The 20071-nt window shown below is 59.5% G+C and carries 16 protein-coding genes and 4 pseudogenes; 17 read left to right on the top strand and 3 right to left on the bottom strand.

Translation table 11 applies throughout. The annotated features are described in order from the left end of the window. The first annotated feature begins 12 nt into the window (after positions 1-12). On the top strand, positions 13-150 hold the full coding sequence (locus AC0L3S_RS17290) for a hypothetical protein (protein WP_219682847.1): 138 nt from the start codon (positions 13-15) through the stop codon (positions 148-150). Positions 151-495: 345 nt separating this feature from the next. Next, entirely contained in the window at positions 496-849 is a 354-nt protein-coding gene (locus tag AC0L3S_RS17285; protein ID WP_219682846.1) for a hypothetical protein, read from the top strand. A 14-nt stretch (positions 850-863) separates the two neighbouring features. On the opposite strand, the gene AC0L3S_RS17280 is transcribed toward AC0L3S_RS17285, so the two are convergent. Next, on the bottom strand, positions 864-1175 hold the full coding sequence (locus AC0L3S_RS17280) for a hypothetical protein (protein WP_219682845.1): 312 nt from the start codon (positions 1173-1175) through the stop codon (positions 864-866). 1311 nt (positions 1176-2486) lie between these two features. On the opposite strand from AC0L3S_RS17280, the gene nifD reads away from it, so the two are divergent. The 11 genes and pseudogenes from nifD (at position 2487) to AC0L3S_RS17225 (ending at position 11980) form a co-directional block, all read left to right on the top strand. Next, complete coding sequence (gene nifD, locus AC0L3S_RS17275) at positions 2487-3989, top strand: nitrogenase molybdenum-iron protein alpha chain (RefSeq protein ID WP_007600010.1); 1503 nt, start codon at positions 2487-2489, stop codon at positions 3987-3989. An 81-nt stretch (positions 3990-4070) separates the two neighbouring features. Next, positions 4071-5630 carry a nitrogenase molybdenum-iron protein subunit beta gene (gene nifK / locus AC0L3S_RS17270; protein ID WP_219682981.1) on the top strand — a complete coding sequence of 520 codons (1560 nt, stop codon included), beginning with the start codon at positions 4071-4073 and terminating at the stop codon, positions 5628-5630. A gap of 115 nt (positions 5631-5745) precedes the next feature. After that, positions 5746-7389 carry a nitrogenase iron-molybdenum cofactor biosynthesis protein NifE gene (gene nifE, locus AC0L3S_RS17265; RefSeq protein WP_259217587.1) on the top strand — a complete coding sequence of 548 codons (1644 nt, stop codon included), beginning with the start codon at positions 5746-5748 and terminating at the stop codon, positions 7387-7389. Between the two features lie 9 nt (positions 7390-7398). Beyond that, positions 7399-8781, top strand: a complete 1383-nt coding sequence (gene nifN, locus AC0L3S_RS17260; protein ID WP_259217586.1) for a nitrogenase iron-molybdenum cofactor biosynthesis protein NifN — start codon at positions 7399-7401, stop codon at positions 8779-8781. 22 nt (positions 8782-8803) lie between these two features. Then, positions 8804-9199 (top strand): nitrogen fixation protein NifX, encoded by a 396-nt coding sequence (gene nifX, locus AC0L3S_RS17255; RefSeq protein ID WP_259217585.1) that lies wholly within the window; start codon positions 8804-8806, stop codon positions 9197-9199. Between the two features lie 10 nt (positions 9200-9209). Continuing rightward, positions 9210-9677, top strand: coding sequence for a NifX-associated nitrogen fixation protein (locus tag AC0L3S_RS17250; protein ID WP_219682843.1), 468 nt, complete (start codon positions 9210-9212; stop codon positions 9675-9677). Positions 9678-9684: 7 nt separating this feature from the next. Next, the gene (locus tag AC0L3S_RS17245) at positions 9685-9885 is read left to right on the top strand and encodes a CCE_0567 family metalloprotein (RefSeq protein WP_219682842.1); all 201 of its coding nucleotides are present in this window, start codon (positions 9685-9687) and stop codon (positions 9883-9885) included. 13 nt (positions 9886-9898) lie between these two features. Beyond that, complete coding sequence (gene fdxB / locus AC0L3S_RS17240) at positions 9899-10183, top strand: ferredoxin III, nif-specific (protein ID WP_219682841.1); 285 nt, start codon at positions 9899-9901, stop codon at positions 10181-10183. A 164-nt stretch (positions 10184-10347) separates the two neighbouring features. After that, a pseudogene (locus AC0L3S_RS17235) lies at positions 10348-10814 on the top strand (ABC transporter permease); the annotation flags it as partial. A 151-nt stretch (positions 10815-10965) separates the two neighbouring features. Further along, the gene (locus AC0L3S_RS17230; RefSeq protein WP_374762365.1) at positions 10966-11235 is read left to right on the top strand and encodes a type 2 periplasmic-binding domain-containing protein; all 270 of its coding nucleotides are present in this window, start codon (positions 10966-10968) and stop codon (positions 11233-11235) included. Beyond that, positions 11228-11980: a 4Fe4S-binding leucine-rich repeat protein gene (locus AC0L3S_RS17225; RefSeq protein ID WP_259217580.1), complete on the top strand. Its 753-nt coding sequence runs from the start codon at positions 11228-11230 to the stop codon at positions 11978-11980. The genes AC0L3S_RS17230 and AC0L3S_RS17225 overlap by 8 nt, the downstream gene beginning before the upstream one ends. Positions 11981-13023: 1043 nt before the next feature. Here the strand turns inward: AC0L3S_RS17225 and AC0L3S_RS17220 are convergent. Next, positions 13024-13243 (bottom strand): annotated as a pseudogene (locus AC0L3S_RS17220) (transposase); the annotation flags it as partial. A gap of 210 nt (positions 13244-13453) precedes the next feature. On the opposite strand from AC0L3S_RS17220, the gene AC0L3S_RS17215 reads away from it, so the two are divergent. Then, entirely contained in the window at positions 13454-13858 is a 405-nt protein-coding gene (locus AC0L3S_RS17215; protein WP_259217579.1) for an IS110 family transposase, read from the top strand. Between the two features lie 144 nt (positions 13859-14002). After that, the gene (locus AC0L3S_RS17210) at positions 14003-14668 is read left to right on the top strand and encodes a transposase (RefSeq protein WP_473280152.1); all 666 of its coding nucleotides are present in this window, start codon (positions 14003-14005) and stop codon (positions 14666-14668) included. A 230-nt stretch (positions 14669-14898) separates the two neighbouring features. Here AC0L3S_RS17210 and AC0L3S_RS17205 read toward each other — a convergent pair. Further along, a pseudogene (locus AC0L3S_RS17205) lies at positions 14899-15901 on the bottom strand (IS256 family transposase); the annotation flags it as partial. Positions 15902-16276: 375 nt separating this feature from the next. On the opposite strand from AC0L3S_RS17205, the pseudogene istA reads away from it, so the two are divergent. Together istA and AC0L3S_RS17195 are read left to right on the top strand one after the other, a co-directional pair. Continuing rightward, positions 16277-17376 (top strand): annotated as a pseudogene (istA, locus tag AC0L3S_RS17200) (IS21 family transposase); the annotation flags it as partial. Positions 17377-18067: 691 nt separating this feature from the next. Continuing rightward, positions 18068-19228 carry a TlpA disulfide reductase family protein gene (locus tag AC0L3S_RS17195; protein ID WP_219682838.1) on the top strand — a complete coding sequence of 387 codons (1161 nt, stop codon included), beginning with the start codon at positions 18068-18070 and terminating at the stop codon, positions 19226-19228. Positions 19229-20071: the final 843 nt, after the last annotated feature.

Raw genomic sequence — 20071 nt, 5'->3', positions numbered from 1 at the left:
ATCGAGATTCGGTTGACTGAATCCTTCGCCCCCGCTGTTCTCGCCGAGGCCCGCCAGCGTTTCCAGGAACAACTGGGCGAAGGACGCGAGGTCGCCCGAGAGACCGAAGCGCTTCAGCAGGAGCGCGAGAAGCTCAAAAGGGAAGATTAACGGGTCTAACGCTAGGTCGTGAACCGACGCGGCGGCTTAGTGCAGCAGCCAACTCGTCCCTACAGAAGCGAAAGGCGCGCGAGGCAGAGCGATCGATTCGGAGGAGATGATCTCCGCTTGCATGACGGGCATCTTCCATCCAGAGGGCAGACATCGTTAGAGCGGGATCCCGGCTGGAGTCTTCGCCAGCCCAAGTACCGAATCCCGTGACATGGCGTCCAATGCGGATTTCGAGGACAATCGGCACTGACACGGAGAATCAATTTAGCTGAGCGCGGTCAAGCCAAAGACGAGGTTCAGGATGGCCCCAGGCGTAGTGATGCCGAACCTAGAAGGCGATGATGGTTGGCAGAAGGTACCAAGTGGAATCATTCCAACCAGTCCAACGGACATGCGGATCAAAGCGGAAAGCGCGACGATGGCAGCGATGAGTCCGATCCCGAACTGCCGGTGCTCGGTGATGTTCAAGATGAGCGATTGGGCGATACTTTCTTCGTCCCTCCCTCGAGCTTCAATGCGGCAAGTAACCGATCTGTGGCGGCGTCGATTTTCGAAGTGGAGCCGTTCATATTCCTCGCGAAGCGCGGCATCGACGAACAGGGTCCGTCACGGAAGCCGAAGCTGATCATCTTGAAGAACGCCGGCGCCGACCCCTGGGCTTTCGGGATCCCTCACGCCCGATGGCCGGTTCTAACGTGAACTTCTCCTCCATCTCATTCAGGACGCAAAATGACTGAAACAACCGCGAGAAAGGCGACAGCAGCAATTGATCCGGTCCGGACACGTCCTCCCTGTGGGTCGTCCGCATAGATTCCACCCTGGATTTTCGTGTCGATGCTGGTCCCGTAAGCCCAGCACGAAATATAAACGCTCAGAATGGCAACCTGGATAATCTCAGGATTTGCATTCGACAGCGCCGTGATGGGTATGTCCTTGAGCGCAAGTCCCATGAACCCAAGCGCTGTTACCGCCGGAACAGTGGTGATGCACCAATTTACGAACGTTGCAATGCGTGAAATCCGCACCTGAGCACTTCGGTCCGAGGTCTTGGCCCTTTTTACCATAAATTACCTGGGCAAGAAAAATACCGTTCAAGTGGACCATCGGCGCGCTGTTCTGCAAAAAGGCTGGCGGAGCGCGTTAGCAAAACTGGTTTCAATGGCGATTGATACACCACGCAACGGAGGTAAGCGTAAGGAATTTCGATCCTGTCCTGGAACGAGAAAGGATAAATCGACCAGTGGTCCGCATTCGACCTGCCTTATCTCGACTGCCGACACTTGCGAAGCTGCCGGCCTTTCCGTGAATTCGCTCAAACTGTCTGACGCGTCAGAATCCGATGTTCCCCTTTGTCGAACTACGCCGAACGCAAAAGCTGCAGATTGTTTGATGCGGAAGCGCCCTGTGTCGTAGCCGGCAAGTTCAAATCCGGGCAAGCCCAGGGTGACCGTTTGCGGAGTTTAAGCTACCGCGCTGCTTGGGAATTGATCAGCTTACGTGCTCTCCACGGCGTCAGCTGTTCGCCCCTCCGAGCGCGCCTCTCCGCAGTATCAAATAAAAGAACGTCGGAGCGAGAGACCATGCGGAAATGGGAGAGGACTGCTGCTGGGCAACTGAGTTCTTGTGGAGACATCTGCAGCAGGTGGTGGAGCGCTCGATGCGATTCTTGCTGGGGGTGGGATCGCGAGCACGATGGGCACATCTAACCGCGCTGAAATCCGCTTCGAACGGATGGTGTTTGCGATCGTTGGATCGGCGCGTACGAAGCAAGGCTGCGCATTGGAGTGACGTCGGCGCGGCCAGACTCCAGCCACGCCGCTGGTGCAGAGCGTATCCGATTGTTTTGTTTCAGACAGGGCGTTGCGGCTACGCTTGTTGGTGGCAGACAGGGTCAGGTTTATAACAATCCGCATCCGGCAGCTATCTAGCTCTATAAACGTTGCTTTTTTTATTCAACCGGCGCTGGCACACTCGTTGCAGACCCCTGCGCAGGAGGCGGCTGTTAGTCCTTTGCATCCCATGCACAGGGACATGCCCCGTGATCGCACGCGAGTGAATAAAGAAGCCGATATGACCAACCGCTGGAGAGCAGGCATGACTTCACCGAGAAGCGTCTTGGTCATCGATAGACAGCGTCACACATGACGCTCCTAACCGCTCAGCCGAGATGAGCTACATGATCGTGAACGACCGCTGCGGCATGAACGTCGCGAAGTTGCGATCGGTAGGACCGCCCACGCAGATTGCACGCTTACCTGAACGCCGGATCGGAAATCCGTCGGTCGACCGCAAAAGCGTCGCTTCTTGTTGAGACCACAATCGAAAAGGAAACCTGTATGAGCCGAGCACCTACCCAAAGCGTTGCAGAGATCAAGGCGCGCAACAAGCAGCTAATCGATGAGGTGTTGACGGTCTACCCCGAGAAGACCGCCAAAAGGCGCGCCAAGCATCTCAGTGTTCACGAGGCGGGGAAGTCGGATTGTGGCGTCAAGTCGAATATCAAGTCCATTCCCGGCGTGATGACCATCCGCGGCTGCGCCTATGCGGGCTCCAAGGGCGTGGTCTGGGGACCCATCAAGGACATGATCCACATCAGCCACGGTCCGGTCGGCTGCGGTCAGTACTCGTGGGGCTCGCGGCGCAACTACTACGTCGGGACGACCGGCATCGACACGTTCGTGACACTGCAGTTCACCTCCGATTTTCAGGAGAAGGACATCGTGTTCGGCGGCGATAAAAAGGTCACGAAACTCATCGATGAGCTCCAGGAGCTATTTCCTCTCAACAGGGGCATCACCATTCAGTCCGAATGTCCGATTGGCTTGATCGGTGACGATATCGAGGCGGTCTCCCGAGAAAAGTCGAAGGAATATGGCGGCAAAACCATTGTGCCTGTGCGGTGCGAGGGCTTCCGTGGCGTGTCGCAATCGCTCGGCCATCACATCGCGAACGACGCCGTTCGGGATTGGATCTTTGACAAGAGCGCCCCAGAGACCAGCCCTAAATTTGAACCGACGCCATATGATGTTGCGATCATCGGCGACTACAACATCGGCGGCGACGCATGGTCGTCACGAATCCTGCTGGAAGAAATGGGCCTACGCGTAATCGCCCAGTGGTCCGGGGATGGATCTCTCGCTGAATTGGAGGCGACGCCGAAGGCAAAGCTCAACATACTGCATTGCTATCGCTCGATGAACTACATCTCACGGCACATGGAGGAAAAATTCGGGATTCCCTGGTGCGAGTACAACTTCTTCGGTCCTTCCAAAATCGCGGAGTCGCTGCGAAAAATTGCAAGCTTCTTCGATGACAAGATCAAGCAAGGCGCCGAACGCGTCATCGCGAAATATCAACCGCTTGTCGATGCTGTGACCGCGAAATACCGGCCGCGGCTTGAAGGAAAGACGGTAATGCTGTTCGTCGGCGGCTTACGTCCTCGCCACGTCATCGGCGCCTATGAGGACCTCGGCATGGATGTTGTCGGCACGGGCTATGAGTTCGGGCATAACGATGACTACCAACGCACCGCCCAGCACTACGTCAAAGATGGCACGCTGATCTACGACGATGTCACCGGCTACGAATTCGAGCGCTTCGTCGAAAAGATCCGGCCAGACCTGGTCGGCTCCGGTATCAAGGAAAAATACGTCTTCCAAAAAATGGGCGTGCCGTTCCGCCAAATGCATTCCTGGGACTACTCGGGTCCTTACCACGGCTATGACGGCTTCGCGATCTTCGCCCGCGACATGGACATGGCGATTAACTCCCCGATCTGGGGGAAGACCACCGCGCCTTGGAAGGACGCTCCGCAGCCGAGCCTCATGGCAGCGGAATAGGAAGGCCGACCCCGGGCCGTTTCTTTCCGCAGAGGAGGGGAAGGGCAGGAGAACGAACGCAAGAACCCAAAGAGTGCCATGATGACACAGAACGCCGAACACATACTCGACCACTCTGAGCTTTTCCGGGGAGACGAATACCAGCAGATGCTGGCCAAGAAGAAGGCGCTATTTGAGAATCCGCATGATCCCGCCGACGTCGATCGCATCAAAGAATGGTCCAAGACATCCGAGTACCGCGAGAAGAACTTCGCCCGCGAGGCGCTAACCGTTAATCCGGCGAAGGCTTGCCAGCCGCTGGGTGCGGTGTTCGCCGCCCTCGGGTTCGAGCGCACACTGCCGTTCGTCCACGGCTCACAGGGCTGCGTCGCGTATTATCGCAGCCATCTGTCACGGCACTTCAAGGAGCCGACCTCGTGCGTCTCCTCGTCCATGACGGAAGACGCGGCCGTGTTCGGCGGGCTTAACAATCTTACCGATGGGCTTGCCAACAGCTATAACATGTACAAGCCGAAGATGATCGCGGTCGCCACGACCTGCATGGCGGAAGTCATCGGCGACGATCTCAATGCCTTCATCAAAACATCAAAGGAAAAAGGTTCAGTCCCAGCGGACTACGACGTACCATTCGCTCACACTCCTGCGTTCGTCGGCAGCCACGTTACTGGCTACGACAACACGCTCAAGGGCATCCTCGAGCATTTCTGGGATGGCAAAGCCGGCACGGCCCCAAAACTCGAGCGCAAAGCGAACAACACGATCAACTTCATCGGTGGCTTCGACGGCTACACTGTCGGGAATGTCCGTGAGATAAAGCGTATCTTCGAGCTGATGGGCATCGGCTACACCATCCTCGCGGATAACAGTGACGTCTTCGATACCCCCACGGACGGCGAGTTCCGCATGTATGATGGGGGCACTACATTAAAGGATGCCGCGAACGCCGTCCACGCCAAGGCAACCATTTCCATGCAGCAATATTGCACGGAGAAGACGTTGTCCTTCATCAAAGGGCACGATCAGGAGGTCGTCGCTTTCAATCACCCGCTGGGCATCAGCGCCACGGACGATTTCCTGATGACACTGTCGCGTATCACCAACAAGGCAATTCCAAATGCGCTGGAGCAGGAGCGCGGGCGTCTGGTAGACGCAATGGCTGATTCCAGCGCGCATGTTCACGGCAAGAAGTTCGCGATCTACGGCGATCCAGACCTCTGCTATGGTTTGGCCGCATTCCTGCTGGAGCTCGGCGCTGAGCCGACCCACGTGCTGTCGACGAACGCGAGTAAGGCGTGGGAGCTGAAGATGCAGGCGCTGTTCGCGAGCTCGCCCTTCGGTAAAAACTGCCGCGCCTTCCCAGGCAAGGATCTCTGGCACATGCGATCGCTCCTGTTCACAGAGCCGGTCGATTTCCTGATCGGTAACACCTACGGCAAGTATCTCGAGCGTGACACCGGAACGCCGCTAATCCGCATCGGCTTTCCCATCTTCGATCGCCATCATCACCATCGTTATCCAGTGTGGGGCTATCAGGGGAGCATGAATGTGCTGGTCAAGATTCTCGACAAGATCTTTGATGAGATCGATCGAAAGACCAGCTCGGTTGGCAAGACAGACTACAGCTTCGACATCATACGCTAAGGCGAGCTCCCCGCCTCATCGTCCGCAGAAACAGCGGCGCTGCGGCGGGGATCACAGGTTCTCCGCCGGTCATCCTTGTGGTCTGCGGTGTGTTAACATCCCCGAGAGAGACACCATGACTTCGCTTCTCACGACCATACAGGACGTCTTTAACGAACCGGGCTGCGCCAGGAACGCGAGCAAGTCGAAGGTCGAGCGTAAGAATGGTTGCACCAAGCAGCTCAAGCCGGGCGGCGCCGCCGGCGGATGTGCCTTCGATGGCGCCAAAGTCGCGCTGCAGCCCTTCACCGATGTCGCCCATCTTGTGCATGGTCCAATCGCCTGTGAGGGCAATTCCTGGGACAATCGTGGTTCGGTCTCGTCCGGCTCCGATCTGTGGCGCAGAAGCTTCACCACAGATATGAGCGAGACCGATATCGTCTTCGGCGGCGAGAAGCGGCTGTACAGGGCAGTGAAGGAGATCACAGAGAAATACAACCCGCAGGCCATCTTCGTCTACCAGACATGCGTGCCCGCAATGATCGGTGACGACATCGATATGGTCTGCAAGGCGGCCTCCGCCAAATTCGGCAAGCCGGTCATTCCCATCAATTCACCGGGATTTGTCGGGTCGAAGAACCTTGGTAACAAGCTTGCTGGCGAAGCACTGCTGGAGCACGTCATCGGTACCGGAGAGCCGGATTACACGACATCGTATGATATCAACATCATCGGTGAATACAATCTGTCCGGCGAGCTTTGGCAGATCAAGCCCCTGCTCGATGAGCTCGGAATCCGGATCCTGTCCTGCATCTCGGGGGACGGCAAGTATCGCGAGGTCGCTTATTCGCACCGGGCCAAAGCCGCGATGATGGTTTGCTCAAGGGCAATGATCAACGTCGCACGCAAGATGAGGCAGCGCTACGGCATCCCGTTTTTTGAAGGCTCCTTCTACGGTATTGAGGATACCAGCGATTCACTCCGCCAGATCGCGCGCATGCTGATCGAAAGTGGCGCGCCGGCTGAGCTGATGGAACGCACGCAAGCCCTGATCGCACGCGAAGAGACCAAGGCCTGGGCTGCGATTGAACGTTTCAAGCCGCGCTTTGCCGGCAAGAGGGTTGTTCTCATCACCGGCGGTGTGAAATCCTGGTCGATGGTGGCCGCTTTGCAGGAGGCCGGGCTCGAGATGGTCGGCACGTCCGTGAAGAAATCCACCAAGAAGGACAAGGAACGTATCAAGGAATTAATGGGCCAGCACGCCCATATGATCGAGGACATGTCCCCTCGCGAGATCTATAAGATGCTCAAGGACGCAAAAGCCGACATCATGCTCTCCGGCGGCAAGTCGCAATTCGTCGCACTAAAGGCGGCGATGCCATGGCTCGATATCAACCAGGAGCGCTGCCACGCCTATATGGGCTATGTCGGCATTATCAAGCTCATGGAGGAGATCGAGAAAGCGCTCTACAATCCGATATGGGATCAGCTCCGCCAAGCCGCGCCATGGGATGAGTTCGACCGGAAGCGTCAGGCAAGGACGGTTGCGCAGATGCATGCGCAAACCGCTGATCCAATTCGGGACGTGAGCAAGAACGGCGTCAATGCGATAAGTTTCTCCAATCAAAGTGAGGCCAGCAATTGTGAAAGCGCGATTGCGGCGCATGGCCCGAACCTCGACGAGCCCGCCAAGCCGTGCACCAATTCCAGCGGACTGTGCGTTGCTTGTAAGGACATTCGTTCCGATCTCCAGCCCCCGGCACTGCAGGCGGCGGAGTAGGGGAACGACATGGCGATCGTCACTACCTCGAAGAAAGCCTGTTCGGTCAATCCGCTCAAGATGAGCCAGCCGATCGGCGGCTCATTTGCCTTCATGGGCCTGCGCGGCGCCATGCCGCTTTTGCACGGCCCGCAAGGTTGCACCTCCTTCGGGCTGACACTCTTCGTGCGCCATTTCAACGAACCTGTGCCGATGCAGACCACTGCCATGAGCGAAGTTGCCACCGTGCTCGGCGGCCACGAGAACCTCGAACAGGCGATCCTCAACATCTACAATCGCGTCGAGCCCGAGATCATCGGCATCAATTCGACTGGCGTCACCGAGACCAACGGCGATGACGTCGAAGCCTTCATCCGGTTGATCCGACAGAAGCATCCGCAGCTCGAAAAGCTCCCCCTTGTCTACGTCTCGACCCCGGATTTCAAGGATGCCTTTCAGGATGGCTGGGGCAAGACAGTGGCGCGGATGATCGAGGTGCTTGTGGCTCCCGTCGACGCAGCGAGACCGCGCGATGCCTCCCGCGTTAACGTGCTACCTGGTTGCCACCTCACGCCCGGCGACCTCGACGAGCTTCGCACGATCATTGAGGATTTTGGGCTCAAGCCCTCCTTCCTGCCGGATCTTGCCGGTTCGCTGGACGGCCACATCCCCGACGAATTCACGCCGACCACGATCGGCGGCATTGCGGTGGACGAGATCGCGACCATGGGGCAGGCGGCCTGGACGATCGCGATCGGCGCGCAAATGCGCCGTGCGGCCGAGACCATGCAGGCGCAGACAGGCACGCCTTTCCGTCTGTTCGAGCGGCTCTGCGGTCTTATTCCAAACGACGAATTCATCGCGTTCCTGAGCCAGATCAGCGGCCGGTCGGTGCCCTCGAAATATCGCCGGCAGCGTGGACAGCTGGCAGACGCCATGCTGGATGCCCATTTCCATATCGGCGCCCGCAAGCTCGCGATCGGCGCCGAGCCGGACTTGTTATTCGATCTCTCCAGCTTCCTCCACGAGATGGGGGCGCAGGTAACGGCTGCGGTGACGACGACGAACTCACCGGTGCTCCAGCGGGTCAGGAGCGAGGACGTCCTGATCGGCGATCTGGAGGATCTTGAAGAGCTTGCCAGGTCGCGTGACTGCGACCTCTTGATGTCGCATTCACATGGTCGCCAGGCCGCTTCGCGACTCAATGTTCCGTTCTTCCGGGTGGGCTTTCCGCTGTTCGATCGGCTTGGCGCTGCGCACCTCACGACGGTTGGCTATCGCGGCACGCGAGATCTGATCTTTGACATCGCCAATCTGATCATCACCGACCGCGAAACCAACCATGGGCCGACGCCCGACACCTGGCGATCCACCAGCGGTGACCTGCAGGTCGATCCGCCACAGTTGCATTGAGCAAGGAGAGAAAACAACACGGATGAAAGTTGCATTCGCCACTCAGGACTTGAAGCATGTCGATGCGCACTTCGGCTGGGCCAAGAACATCGCGATCTACGAGGTCGGCCCGGACGGGCATCAGTTTATTGAGGCGATCCAGTTCGACGGTGACCTCACGGAAGACGGTAATGAGGATAAGCTCGCGCCGAAGATCGAGGCGATCAGGAACTGCGCAATCCTCTATGTTGCGGCGATCGGCGGCTCGGGTGCTGCGCGAGTCGTCGCGAGCAAGGTCCATCCGATGAAGGTGCTGCAACCAGAGCCCATCGACGACCTTTGCATCAAACTCGAAACCGTGCTGAAGGGCTCGCCGCCGCCCTGGCTGCGGAAGCTGCTCAGCAAAAACCCGGAACGTACGGTGGATTTCGAAGCCTGAAGGAACAAAGATGGCCGACCCGTCTGAAGTCAGTCCAGCCGCCGCCGCGGAGAGTTCATTTCTAAAAGAGCTCATCAAGATCTGGCGCGCCCAGGACACCCACGGCGCCTGGGAGGGCAAGAAGGATCTCGAGCTGCTCGAACCCTACGTTCTCGACAAGCGCAAGCGCCGTGCGCTGCCGATCGTCGGCAATCCCGACTCCGACACGACATGGCGGCTGGAGCTGTTCTTTGACGCCGTTGCGCTCTCGATCGAGAAGGCGACCGGTGTAATGATCTCGCCAATGCTGAAGATGCATCACGAAGGGTTCGGTCGGATCGTGCTGATCGGCGGCCGGCTGGTTGTCGTGAGCAAGCAGCTGCGCGATGTGCATCGCTTTGGTTTCGACCATCTCTATGATCTCGCCGATCAAGGCGACAAATTCGTCAACAGTGGCGTCGAGATGATCCGTAAGTTCCCGGAAGTGGCGAATTATTGAGGCGAGCATGAGCGATGTTGAAAGCCTCAAAGCGGAAATAAAGAAGCTGTCGGCCAAGGCGACCCAAGCCAAGATGGATCTCCACGACCTCTCCGAGGAGCTGCCGGTCAACTGGTCCTCGATCCTGAACGTAGCCCAGAAAGCCCACGCTGCCTTCAGCGAGCTCGAAAGCAAGCGCCAATATCTCCAGGCGCTGGACAAAACATAACGGATCTTAAGCCATGTCATGCAGAACCCGCGATGGTCGCAATTGGAGGCCGGACTACCTGGTTTCTATCGATCCCAAGAAGTGCATCGGCTGCGGCCGCTGCTATAAGGTTTGCGGCCGTGAGGTCATGACGCTGAAGGGCCTGAGCGAGGACGGCGAGATGATCGATCTCGATGAGGATGACGATGAGATCGAAAAGAAGGTCATGGTGATGAAGGACGAGGGGGCCTGCATCGGCTGCAGCGCCTGCGCCCGGGTCTGCCCGACAAACTGTCAGACCCACGTGCCAGCTGCTTAAACCGACTTTCTTCGCTACGAACAGGGTTGGTTTGTCAGAGACAAAGGTAGCTCGGGAGATCTGGCATCGAGCCGAACGACCTGTACGGCGCGATCTTCAATATCGAAGCCCAGCCGGCGGGTTTTCACCGGCTCCATTTTAGCCAGGCTGTCCTCGTATGAGATCCGCGGATTGTGCTCGGACGCATTTTCGTCATATGGTTCGGATTGGGGCTCACCTCCAAAGTCGCGCTCGGCGCGACGCTGGTTCTTTTCGTAGCATTCTTCAACACGTTTCAGGGCGTGCGCGAGGTTAGTCCGGTCGTGCTAGCGAATGAACGCCTGCTGCGCGCATCGAAGTCCTCCCTGCTGCGCCACGTGCACCTGCCGTCCGCAACCACATGGATTCTGTCGGGCCTGCGGGTGTCCGTCGGCATGGCCGTCATGGAGCGGTGGTTGCCGAGTATCTCCGGCTCGTCCGCAGAATTGGGGCATCTGACTGCGCAGGCCGAGGGTATCCTCGATGCGACCGGAGTGTTCGCAGGAATCATCGTCCTTTCCGCCTTTGTTGTTGTCCTCGACGCCATCGTGGACCGCGCGGAAAGCGGCTCCTGGTCTGGCGGCCCGCGCCTGCCCATGAAGCCTGTTCGTAACGCTCTCTGAACAGTCACGGAAGCTCGGATGCACGTTTTGACACGACTGATGCTGGTCATAGCGCTACCGCTTGCCGGTCATTTCGGAGCATGCCGCCGAGCCCGAGGTGGCCCAATTAGCGATCGAGGTGGAGTCCCGGATGCTCAGTATATGCCTGTCGAGCTTGGCGTGAAGCTTGGGTCCTTTAGGGACGATGGTCTCAACGTTATCGTTGAGAACTTCCAAGCCGGTGGCTCAAAGACTCTGCGGGGGCTGGTCGGCGGCTCTATCGACGGGACGGTCGGCTTCTACGATCAGACCATTCAGATGCAGGCGCGGGGCTGGCGCTCGGAAAACTTCTGGAGCTCGCTACCTGCGACAAAATTTGGACCCAAGTCGTTGCTGCGCGTGCCTGACCTAAGTGGGCAGGACTATGGTTGATAATATTGACGAGGCTCTTGACTGGGAAGGCAACCGGCTTGACTGCGCATCGTGCGAGCATCTCCCACTGAGCGAAACCGGCGGGTGTCGACTCAAGCACGCCTGCGTCAACGACCGTTGTCCCCCCAGCATCGAGAGGTTCTTCGAATGGAATCCGGATCTCGCCGACGGCTATCTCAGCCATCCGCATTCTGAGGTAAGGGCAATCGCGGCGAAGTCTGCCAATGTCTTTCTGCTGCTGCGGCTGATCGATGATCCCAATGAAAAAGTGCAATGGAATGCGATGGTTCGCCTGCCTAGACGCTACGCGTTGCAATTGCGGAAGCATCCGCATCCCGAGCTGAGGAAGCGGGTCGCGACCCTGTTCGACGGTGAAGAATTGCTACCCATGGCCTCAGACGAATATTACTATGTTCGCCTTGTCGTCGCGAGCCGGATCGAGCCTATGCTGCTCCGCCGAATGGTGGACGACGAGGAAGCCGAGGTCCGCCGTGTTGTGGCACAGCGCATTCCAAATGAATGGTTGCTCCGCATGATCGACGATCGTGAGGCGTCGGTAAGACTGGAGATCGCCCGACGACTATCTGTGCAGCTTGTGCCGCTGCTGCGGCACGATCCTGACTGGCGCATCCGCTACGAGGTCGCAAGCCGTGCGCCAGTGACTGAGATCCTTAGCCTCGTCGATGACCCGCATAGTCTCGTGCGCGAAGTCGCGAGCTCGCGGATTACAGGAGACCGCCGCTGAGATCGATACCGCGCCGGCCGACGCGGAGGGCCAGATGAACTTGCCGCGATATGCCTATTGCGTCATGCTAGAGGATCTTGACCAGATCGCCGCGGCGTTCCCGGAAGATGTTGAGATCGCCAGCGTGCGGATCGCGCTTAGATTCTCCTGAACTGTAAGAGTCAGACTTCGCATGCTGGGACGCATGTCGGTGTGGCTAGTGGCGATCCAAACCCTGACGCGGCTCGGAATCTGGATCATCGTCGCCGCAGCAGCTCAAGAACTCACTACAGCGCCTCAACGTCCCCGTCACGGGCAACGCGACGCGACAGCCGCCGCCAAGCTCGATCTCGATGATTCCAGCTCTTGCACGCTGCGCAGGCAGGGAAGAGGCCGATTGTGGCGCGTCGATCGAGATCGGAGCCGCCACCGGCGTGATCTCGAAGGGAACGAGAGCTGGCACGGAATCGCCGTCCAGCCGACCCTGGCGCGCTTGTCGGCTTCAAGTGAACAACAGGCTGTGAGCCACCCGTGCCAGCGCGCGATGCCGCAGACCGTCTGGCCAGCCTGCAAGGTCTCTTCGACAAGGCGAGCCTTCTCATCGTAACTTCATCGCCGTCGACGCTCGGCGCCCAGCACATTGACCTGTTAAAATGTCGCGCTCCATGCGCAACCGCTCGGTCTCTCGCTGCAAACAAGCAATCTCCGCTGCGTGGTCTGTCGACGGCAGCGTCGCCTGCGTTGTGGGGCACCGCGCCGCCGCGGTCAGCTCCAGCCCGGCCCACGTCGTTCCACCCAGCGCCGTAGCGCGGAATCGCGCAGGCCAAGTTCCCTCCTCCGATGCGATCGAGCGGCCGCTCGATGCGACCAGATCGACGGTTTGCCGGTTGTAGTCGTCTGGAAATGAGCGGCGTCGACGTGCTTCCATCCGACACGTTGTGGCTCCCGAGCGCAGTGCACGAAACAGCAGATTCGAGACCCTGAAAGTCGTGCGTTCGATCGTGTCCCGTGGCGTGGTGTAGCTGGCGGCGGGGCACCGGGTTCACCGGCCGGAGCCGGGCAGGTCAGCTGGCGATAGCCGGAAGGCTGACGGTCGGATCATCGCTCAACGGCGCGATGGTTTCCAGTGTCATGCAGCGGGGCGCGCTGGACCGCCCACTCATCGTTCTGTTCGAGCAGGATCGCGCCGATGAGGCGGACGATGGCATCCTCGTTGGGGAAGATGCCGACCACCTCGGTGCGCCGCTTGATCTCGCCGTTGAGGCGTTCAATGGGATTGGTAACCGGTATGAGATCTCTCGGTGCCAACGTTCGGCTGCGGTATTCTACACCGTGGCGTATGGTGCGACCATCGGGACAGAGGCACCGGGAGCACGAAGGTGCGGGCAGGCCGATGCATACGATGAGCCGCGAGCTCGAGTTAGTAGCTGGCCGCCTCTGCGACTCGCCCGGTTGCGCTGAGAGCGCGAATCCGTAGTTGTCGGCCGCATTGATATGACGCGGACTGCGTTGGAGGGATTTAGCAAGACCCTGCTGGCCAGTGATGAGGTGGTGGTCGAAGCGACCGGCAACAGCATGGCGGTATCGCGGGTTCTGGCACCGTTCGCGGCGCGGGTGATTATCGCCAATCCATTGCAAGTGAAGGCGATCGCCCAGGCTCACGTCAAGACCGATAAGATCGATGCCGGCACGCTCGCCAGTCTGCAGGCGGCGGGATACCTGCCGCAGATCTGGACGCCTGACGCGGAGACCGAACGCAAGCGCAGACTGGTGGCGCGGCGCTACCAGGTCGTTCGACATCGTACGCGGCTCAAGAACGAGGTGCATTCGATCCTGCACGCACACCTGATCCGGAAGTGCCCGCATGCCGATCTTTTCAACGCCCGCGGCCGGGCGTAGTTGGCTACTCAACAGCTGCCGGACGATGAGCGCGCGGCCATCGATCGGCACGTCCGTGAGTTCGACCGGCTGGCGGAAGACCTGGCCCTGCTCGACCGCGAGATCGCGCAGGACGCAATCGAGGATTCCGCGGTCAACCGATTGATGACGATCACCGGCGTCAATCTGGCGGTCGCCGCCGGCATCATGGCGGCGATCGGCGACATCAGCCGGTTCGACAGCCCGCAGAAGCTGGTGAGCTATTTCGGGCTGAACCCGCGGGTGCGGCAGTCGGGACTGGGAGCGGCCCACCACGGCCGCATCAGCAAGATCGGCCGCAGTCACGCGCGCGCCATGCTGGTCGAGGCGGCCTGGGCAGCGGCCAAGGCGGCCGGTCCACTGCATGCGTTTTTCGTGCGCATTCGCGCGCGGCGCGGCCATCAGATCGCCGCGGTGGCCGTGGCTCGCAAACTCGCTGTGCTCTGCTGGCATTTCGGCGAAGATTACCTGTGGGCGCGCCCAGCGCTGGTCGCCAACAAGACCCGCGCGATGCTACTTCAGGCCGGACATCCGCAACAGAAAGGCAGCCGGCGTGGACCAGCCTATGCCTACAACATCAAGGCGCTGCGCGACCAAGAGATGTTGATTGCCGCCCAGGCGGAGCAAAGCTACGAGCGATTCGTGTCGCAATGGAAACCGCGGGCGGCCAAAGGCCGGGGCGCGGGCGCCTCAGTTCGGCAAGACAAAATAGGCAGTCCGGTGACGCTTGCAGCCGACACGTCACGCTTCGCCACGAGGTCGCCCGCGCCCCACAAACATAATCGCGGCTGACAGCAACTTCCAGCCGAGCTGGCCAGTCCCGTTCCACGCAGCCTGCCACCGTGCTCGGGCCGGTCAAGGCCAAGCCTTGCGGTGGCCGCAAATGCGGCCAGCCTTGACCGCCCCTGCGCGCGCCGGCTGCGAGATCGGTGGCCGGGACGGAAGAATGACCCGCCGCGCGGCCGAACAAAAGAATGGACTTGCAGGATTTTCGCAATCCTCGGCTCGGCAGGAAAAAATCGCTTGTCCATCTCATCCGTGGAGTGCAGCTTGGTCCGATGCTGCGGCGGGAACGTCATGTAGGCAAGCACATCGGTCTCAGCCTCGTCGAGGAAGCCGGCAAGCTTTGGCCGCTTGGGGCGGAGTTGATCGGCGAGCTTGCGCCATTGCGCAGTTGCGGCCTCGGCATCGTCCTGGGCAAACGCAGTGGCGATGAAGGCTGAGACGACGCGCCGCCCGCCGTTGCCGGCATGCGCCAATGCGTTGCGCATGAAGTGGACGCGGCAGCGCTGCCAGCTGGCGTTGAGCACCTTGGCCATGCTGGCCTTGATACCCTCGTGGGCATCGGACACGACGAGCTTGACGCCGCGCAGGCCGCGGCGGCCGAGCTTGCGCAGGAACGCCGTCCAGAACGTCGCGGCCTCGGACGGCCCGATGTCCATGCCGAGCACCTCGCGCCGGCCGTCGCCGTTGACGCCGACTGCGACAATCACCGCGACAGACACAATGCGGCCATTCTGCCGCACCTTCACAGAGGTGGCGTCGATCCACAGATACGGCCAGTCGCCCTCGATCGGGCGGGCGCGGAAGGCCTTCACTTTGTCGTCGATCTCGCCACAGAGCCGGGCTCACCTGGCTCTTGGAGATGCCGGTCATGCCCATGGCCTGCACCAAATCGTCCACCGAACGGGTCGAGACGCCCTGCACATAAGCCTCCTGCACCACGGCGGTGAGCGCCTTCTCGGCCACGCGGCGCGGCTCCAGGAAGCCCGGGAAGTAGGAGCCCTTGCGCAGCTTGGGAATGCGCAGTTCGACCGCGCCGGCGCGGGTTTCCCAAATCCGGTCGCGGTAACCGTTGCGCTGGGCCAGGGGCTCGGGGCTCTTCTCGCCGTAAGCTGCCCCGGTCTGGCTTTCGACTTCCAGCTCCATCAGGCGCTGGGCCGCAAAGCCGATCATCTCACGCAACAGATCGGCATCAGGGGTCTTCTCCACGAGCGTGCGCAGGTTCATCATATCATCGGTCATCCCGGATCAAGTCCGGGACTGGTTCCTCGGTTGGGGTGTCGCAACCCGGTCCTACCGGAGAACTGCCGGTGACCACCGCAAAGCCGCCCGCCCGCTACGGCGCTATTGGGGGCGCGCGTCCGGGCGGCTTTGCTCTACCGAGCTACACCACCACCGGGGAGTACATCATGCCAAGCTAATGAATGCTTGTGGGTGGAAGTCCCATCCGGCCAAGACCGAAGCAGGCAGGCCGGGACCGAGTCTTGCGGGCGTCGCGGCAACGCGGGGTCTGAAATGTAGGAGCCATGCGGGGTGCGGGAATGAGCCTCGAAAGGTGGATGTTCGCGGAGGCCGAGTGTGTTCCCTAAACACGAAGGCAGCATGAGCATCGTCGTTATGCGAGACGATGCCGCTCCGTCGGGGTCGATGGCCGGATCACCGGTGATCGCCCGCGAATTGGGCCTCGACCGGAAGACGGTTCGCCGAACGATCGCCCGCGGCCTGGAGCCTCCAGTGTACGGACCTCGCAAGCCGCGTTCGCGACTGATTGAACCGTTCGTGCCGTATTGCGAGAGCGCGTCACGGCCTACCCCGGCCTGACCGGCCAGCGACTGTGGCGGGAGCTGCGCGAGCGCGGTTACGCCGGCGTTATACCGCCGTCACGGATTTGCTTCGTGAACTGCAGCCAACGCCATTGCCGGTATTCGAGGTTCGCTTCGAGACGCCGCCAGGAGACCAGGCTCAGGTCGACTTTGCTCACTTCCAGGTCGTCTTTACCGACGAGCCCTCGGTGACGCGGATCGTGTGGTTGTTCTCCTTCGTGCTCGGACATAGCCGGTTGATCTGGGCCCGGTTCGTCCTCCACCAGGACATGCAGACGGTCCTGCGCTGTCACATGGCAGCCTTTGAGGCGCGGCGTTCCCAAGGAGATCCTCTACGACCGCATGAAGACGGCGGTGATCGGCGAAGGAGGTGGCAGCATTGTCTACAATCGCGCGCTCATCGATTTTGCCCGGCATTACGGCTTCCAGCCCAGGGCCTGCCGCCCTTACCGGGCCAAGACCAAAGGCAAGGTCGAGCGGCCGTTCCGGTATATCCGCGAGGACTTCTTCCTCGCCCGCTCGTTCCGCAATCTCGACGATCTGAACGCCTAGCTGCGGCATTGGCTCGATACGGTCGCTAATCCGCGCGTGCACGCCACCACCCAATGCGTAGTCAACGAAGCCTTTGCGACGGAGAAGCCACACCTAGGCCCCTTGCCGCTGGCATCATTCCGCTCGGTGCTCAAATTGGAGCGGCGGGTCTCCCATGAAGGGATGGTGAGCGTCGGCGGCAATCTCTATAGCGTTCCCGACGCCACCCGGAAGCGGATCGTCGAGGTGCACACGCTCGCCAACGAGATGCAGATCTTCGAAGACGGCACCCTGATCGCCACCCATCCGATCCTTGATGGCCGCAGGCAGCGACGGATCGCGCCGCGCCATCGCAAGATGCCACGCCTTTGCCCCAGCGGTATTGCCGACACCAATGCGAAGGACGTCGCTCGCAAGTTGTCCTGGCCACACAATCGTGCAGCGGATGTGCGGAGGTGGCCCCGAGGCTGTCAGTACCATCTCCCGCGACTGGTTGAAACCGGAATGCGGGGAAATCAACATGGCGACGGGAGTAACTGCGCCGCTTTGGCGAGGTAGACTTGGCTTCCTATGTTCAAGCAGGGCTCGCACCGGCTTTCGCGCCTGCGATTCCGACGGAGCAGCTCGCGCACGAGGTCATCGGCTTCCGTGGTCATCTGGACCGCGCCGAACAGGCAGCTTTGCAGCCCGGTTCGGAAAGCTGGTGCCGTGTCCGATGCTGACCGCTGTTGTTCTTTGCGACCCCACGTCCGCACGCTTGCAATTTGTCGGTCAGCGGGCATCATCCGGTTTCTCACGCGCCGCCTATTGGCGCAGCGCGGCTCACGGATGCGCATTCGCATGACAATGTTTTGGCGGCACGAAGGGCGCGATGTGTGCCCGAAATCTGACACCGACGCAAAGCATGTCAGGTTACATACAGGGGACCCTACTGGTCGTGTGGATGTTTTTCAAAGCTTTATCATGTACTCAGTGGGCGCGGACAGCCTGGCACGGTGATTGCTAACTCAGGTGAAGCGACAAGGTCGCGCAGCAAGTAACTTTGGAGAAAATCATGGTGCTGTGCATGGCGTCCCCGGCTCCTTCGCTCAAAGTCGAGAACTGGCTGCGTGGCGAGCCCCTCACGAACTTCCAGCCAGGGAAAGTGTACATTGTCGAATTTTGGGCAAGTTGGTGCGGCCCATGTGTGAGGGCGATGCCACATCTGATAGAGCTGCAAGCAAAATACCAAGACGAGGGGCTTGAGGTCGTCGGAGTCGCAGCTAGCGAACAAGCACCAACGGCGGATGAGGCTCGCACCAAGTTGGACGCATGGTTGACTGAAAAATTCTCAAATCTGAACTATCGAATCGGGTTCGACAGTACAGGCGAAATGAACAAGCTTTGGATGGATGCCAGCTCTTCTCTTGGGGTTCCGACATCGTTCGTCGTCGACCGCGACGGCCACATTGCCTTTATCGGTCATCCGATCCAAATCGACGACGTCTTGCCGAAAATTATCAACGGCACTTGGCGCGGCAGCTATCAAGCTAAAGCCGCTGATGCGAAACGAATTGCGAAAGACCAACGCCTAGCGCGCGAATTGTCAATGCGCCGGACAATTCGACCGGCGATGGAAGCAAATGATTGGCCGACAGCGCTATCAGCGATCGAAGAGGGCATTGCCGCGATGCCGGACAATCTCAATCTCCGCGAGATTCATGCGGATCTGTTGCTTCACAAAATGCGCGACACGGCGACCGGGTTCCAGGTCTTACGCCAACTGGTCCGAGATGCGATTGAGAAACAGTCAGAGGCTGTGCGTGGGCTGATTGTCGTGATGACGCAACTCTTTGATCCGGAGAACGATAAGGCCCACCTTCCGCGTGCGGAACGCTTCGCGATCGGCAGGGATGTGTCGGAACATATCCTTAATTCAGCGCAAGCCAGCGGCGGCCTCAACTTCTCTTCTTATAGGGTGGTCGCTCAGTATTACTACGAGAGTGGTGACAACCAACGCGCGATCGAGCTGATCGAGCGGGCAATGACATGGCTAGACCATCCGAAAGCAATGCCGGACGATATGAGGGAAGGTGCGAAAAAGTATTATATGCCGCAGTTGCTCCAGACCTTGGCCAACTACAGGGGCGAGAAGGTTTGTTGCAGCGGGTCTTGTTCGATTTCGCAGGAAAAGTCTCCTGGAGCTCCCAAAGTGCAGCCGCAGGAGGAGACATGAAGAGAGACGTTAATCGGAGGTGCACGATCGGGGCTATCTAAGCGCCTTCGAAGCGCTCGCGACCGGCAGAACGTCTAGGATCATTTGGGCGATTGCGACACGCAGGTCACAAGGAAAACCTAGCCCACAACGAGTGATGCGACGCCCTGCGGCCCGTCTTCGCTGGGTGTCTGGTTACTGCTTGTATTCAGGGGTGTCGCTGGCCGTTTTACATGCTCGGTTTGGTGGCTCGAAACTATCAATCGGCAACTCACATCGAGCATTACTCACGCAGTTATGTTCGCCTTGCCAGCACAAACAGCCCCGAAGAACTTAAATGCAAGCAGGATCGAGGTTCGATCTGACAGTCTTATTGCGGTTGCGCCGCCGCAGATGTTGATCCAGTTAGGCTACGATAGACCTGAACAGAACTTGTTGTCCCTTAAAGAAGGTGGCCGGGTTCAGACAATGCTGAAGGCGACTTGAGAATGTCCGATCTCGAATGCTTCAAACCATCCGTGGCTCTTCAACATCAAGTTTTGGGACAACTCTCCCGCATAAGTCGCCGCCATGTTCGCGACCACCAAACGCATGACCAAAACCACCACGGCCTTCGGGGCCCGGGGAGGCGTGCGCGTGTAGTCGTCGACTAGAACGCAATCCACTCTACCGAAGCCCCGCCCTCGTTGGTCCGGGGCGTTTTTGTTGTCTTCAGCTCACAGCATGATCCGGAAAAGTGGAATCCGGTTTTCCGACAAGATCATGCTCAACTTGAATGGAGGAGAATGTGAGTAACGATCCCGTCGTCGCGATTGTCGGCGTCACCGGTGCGGTGGGCGCCGAATTCATCGCCACCATGGACAA

This window comes from Bradyrhizobium sp. Ken01 (assembly GCF_055807355.1).
Note: the sequence above shows the minus strand (reverse complement) of the source record. Positions and strands in the feature narration are given on the sequence as shown.

Excerpts from the sequence above, each read along its gene's own strand:
- AC0L3S_RS17195 (WP_219682838.1), top strand. The coding sequence starts at position 18,068 with ATGGTGCTGTGCATGGCGTCCCCGGCTCCTTCGCTCAAAGTCGAGAAC.
- AC0L3S_RS17215 (WP_259217579.1), top strand. The coding sequence starts at position 13,454 with ATGACGCGGACTGCGTTGGAGGGATTTAGCAAGACCCTGCTGGCCAGT.
- nifN (WP_259217586.1), top strand. The coding sequence starts at position 7,399 with ATGGCGATCGTCACTACCTCGAAGAAAGCCTGTTCGGTCAATCCGCTC.
- nifE (WP_259217587.1), top strand. The coding sequence starts at position 5,746 with ATGACTTCGCTTCTCACGACCATACAGGACGTCTTTAACGAACCGGGC.
- AC0L3S_RS17230 (WP_374762365.1), top strand. The coding sequence starts at position 10,966 with ATGCCTGTCGAGCTTGGCGTGAAGCTTGGGTCCTTTAGGGACGATGGT.
- fdxB (WP_219682841.1), top strand. The coding sequence starts at position 9,899 with ATGTCATGCAGAACCCGCGATGGTCGCAATTGGAGGCCGGACTACCTG.
- nifK (WP_219682981.1), top strand. The coding sequence starts at position 4,071 with ATGACACAGAACGCCGAACACATACTCGACCACTCTGAGCTTTTCCGG.
- AC0L3S_RS17210 (WP_473280152.1), top strand. The coding sequence starts at position 14,003 with ATGACGATCACCGGCGTCAATCTGGCGGTCGCCGCCGGCATCATGGCG.
- nifD (WP_007600010.1), top strand. The coding sequence starts at position 2,487 with ATGAGCCGAGCACCTACCCAAAGCGTTGCAGAGATCAAGGCGCGCAAC.
- nifX (WP_259217585.1), top strand. The coding sequence starts at position 8,804 with ATGAAAGTTGCATTCGCCACTCAGGACTTGAAGCATGTCGATGCGCAC.
- AC0L3S_RS17245 (WP_219682842.1), top strand. The coding sequence starts at position 9,685 with ATGAGCGATGTTGAAAGCCTCAAAGCGGAAATAAAGAAGCTGTCGGCC.
- AC0L3S_RS17225 (WP_259217580.1), top strand. The coding sequence starts at position 11,228 with ATGGTTGATAATATTGACGAGGCTCTTGACTGGGAAGGCAACCGGCTT.
- AC0L3S_RS17250 (WP_219682843.1), top strand. The coding sequence starts at position 9,210 with ATGGCCGACCCGTCTGAAGTCAGTCCAGCCGCCGCCGCGGAGAGTTCA.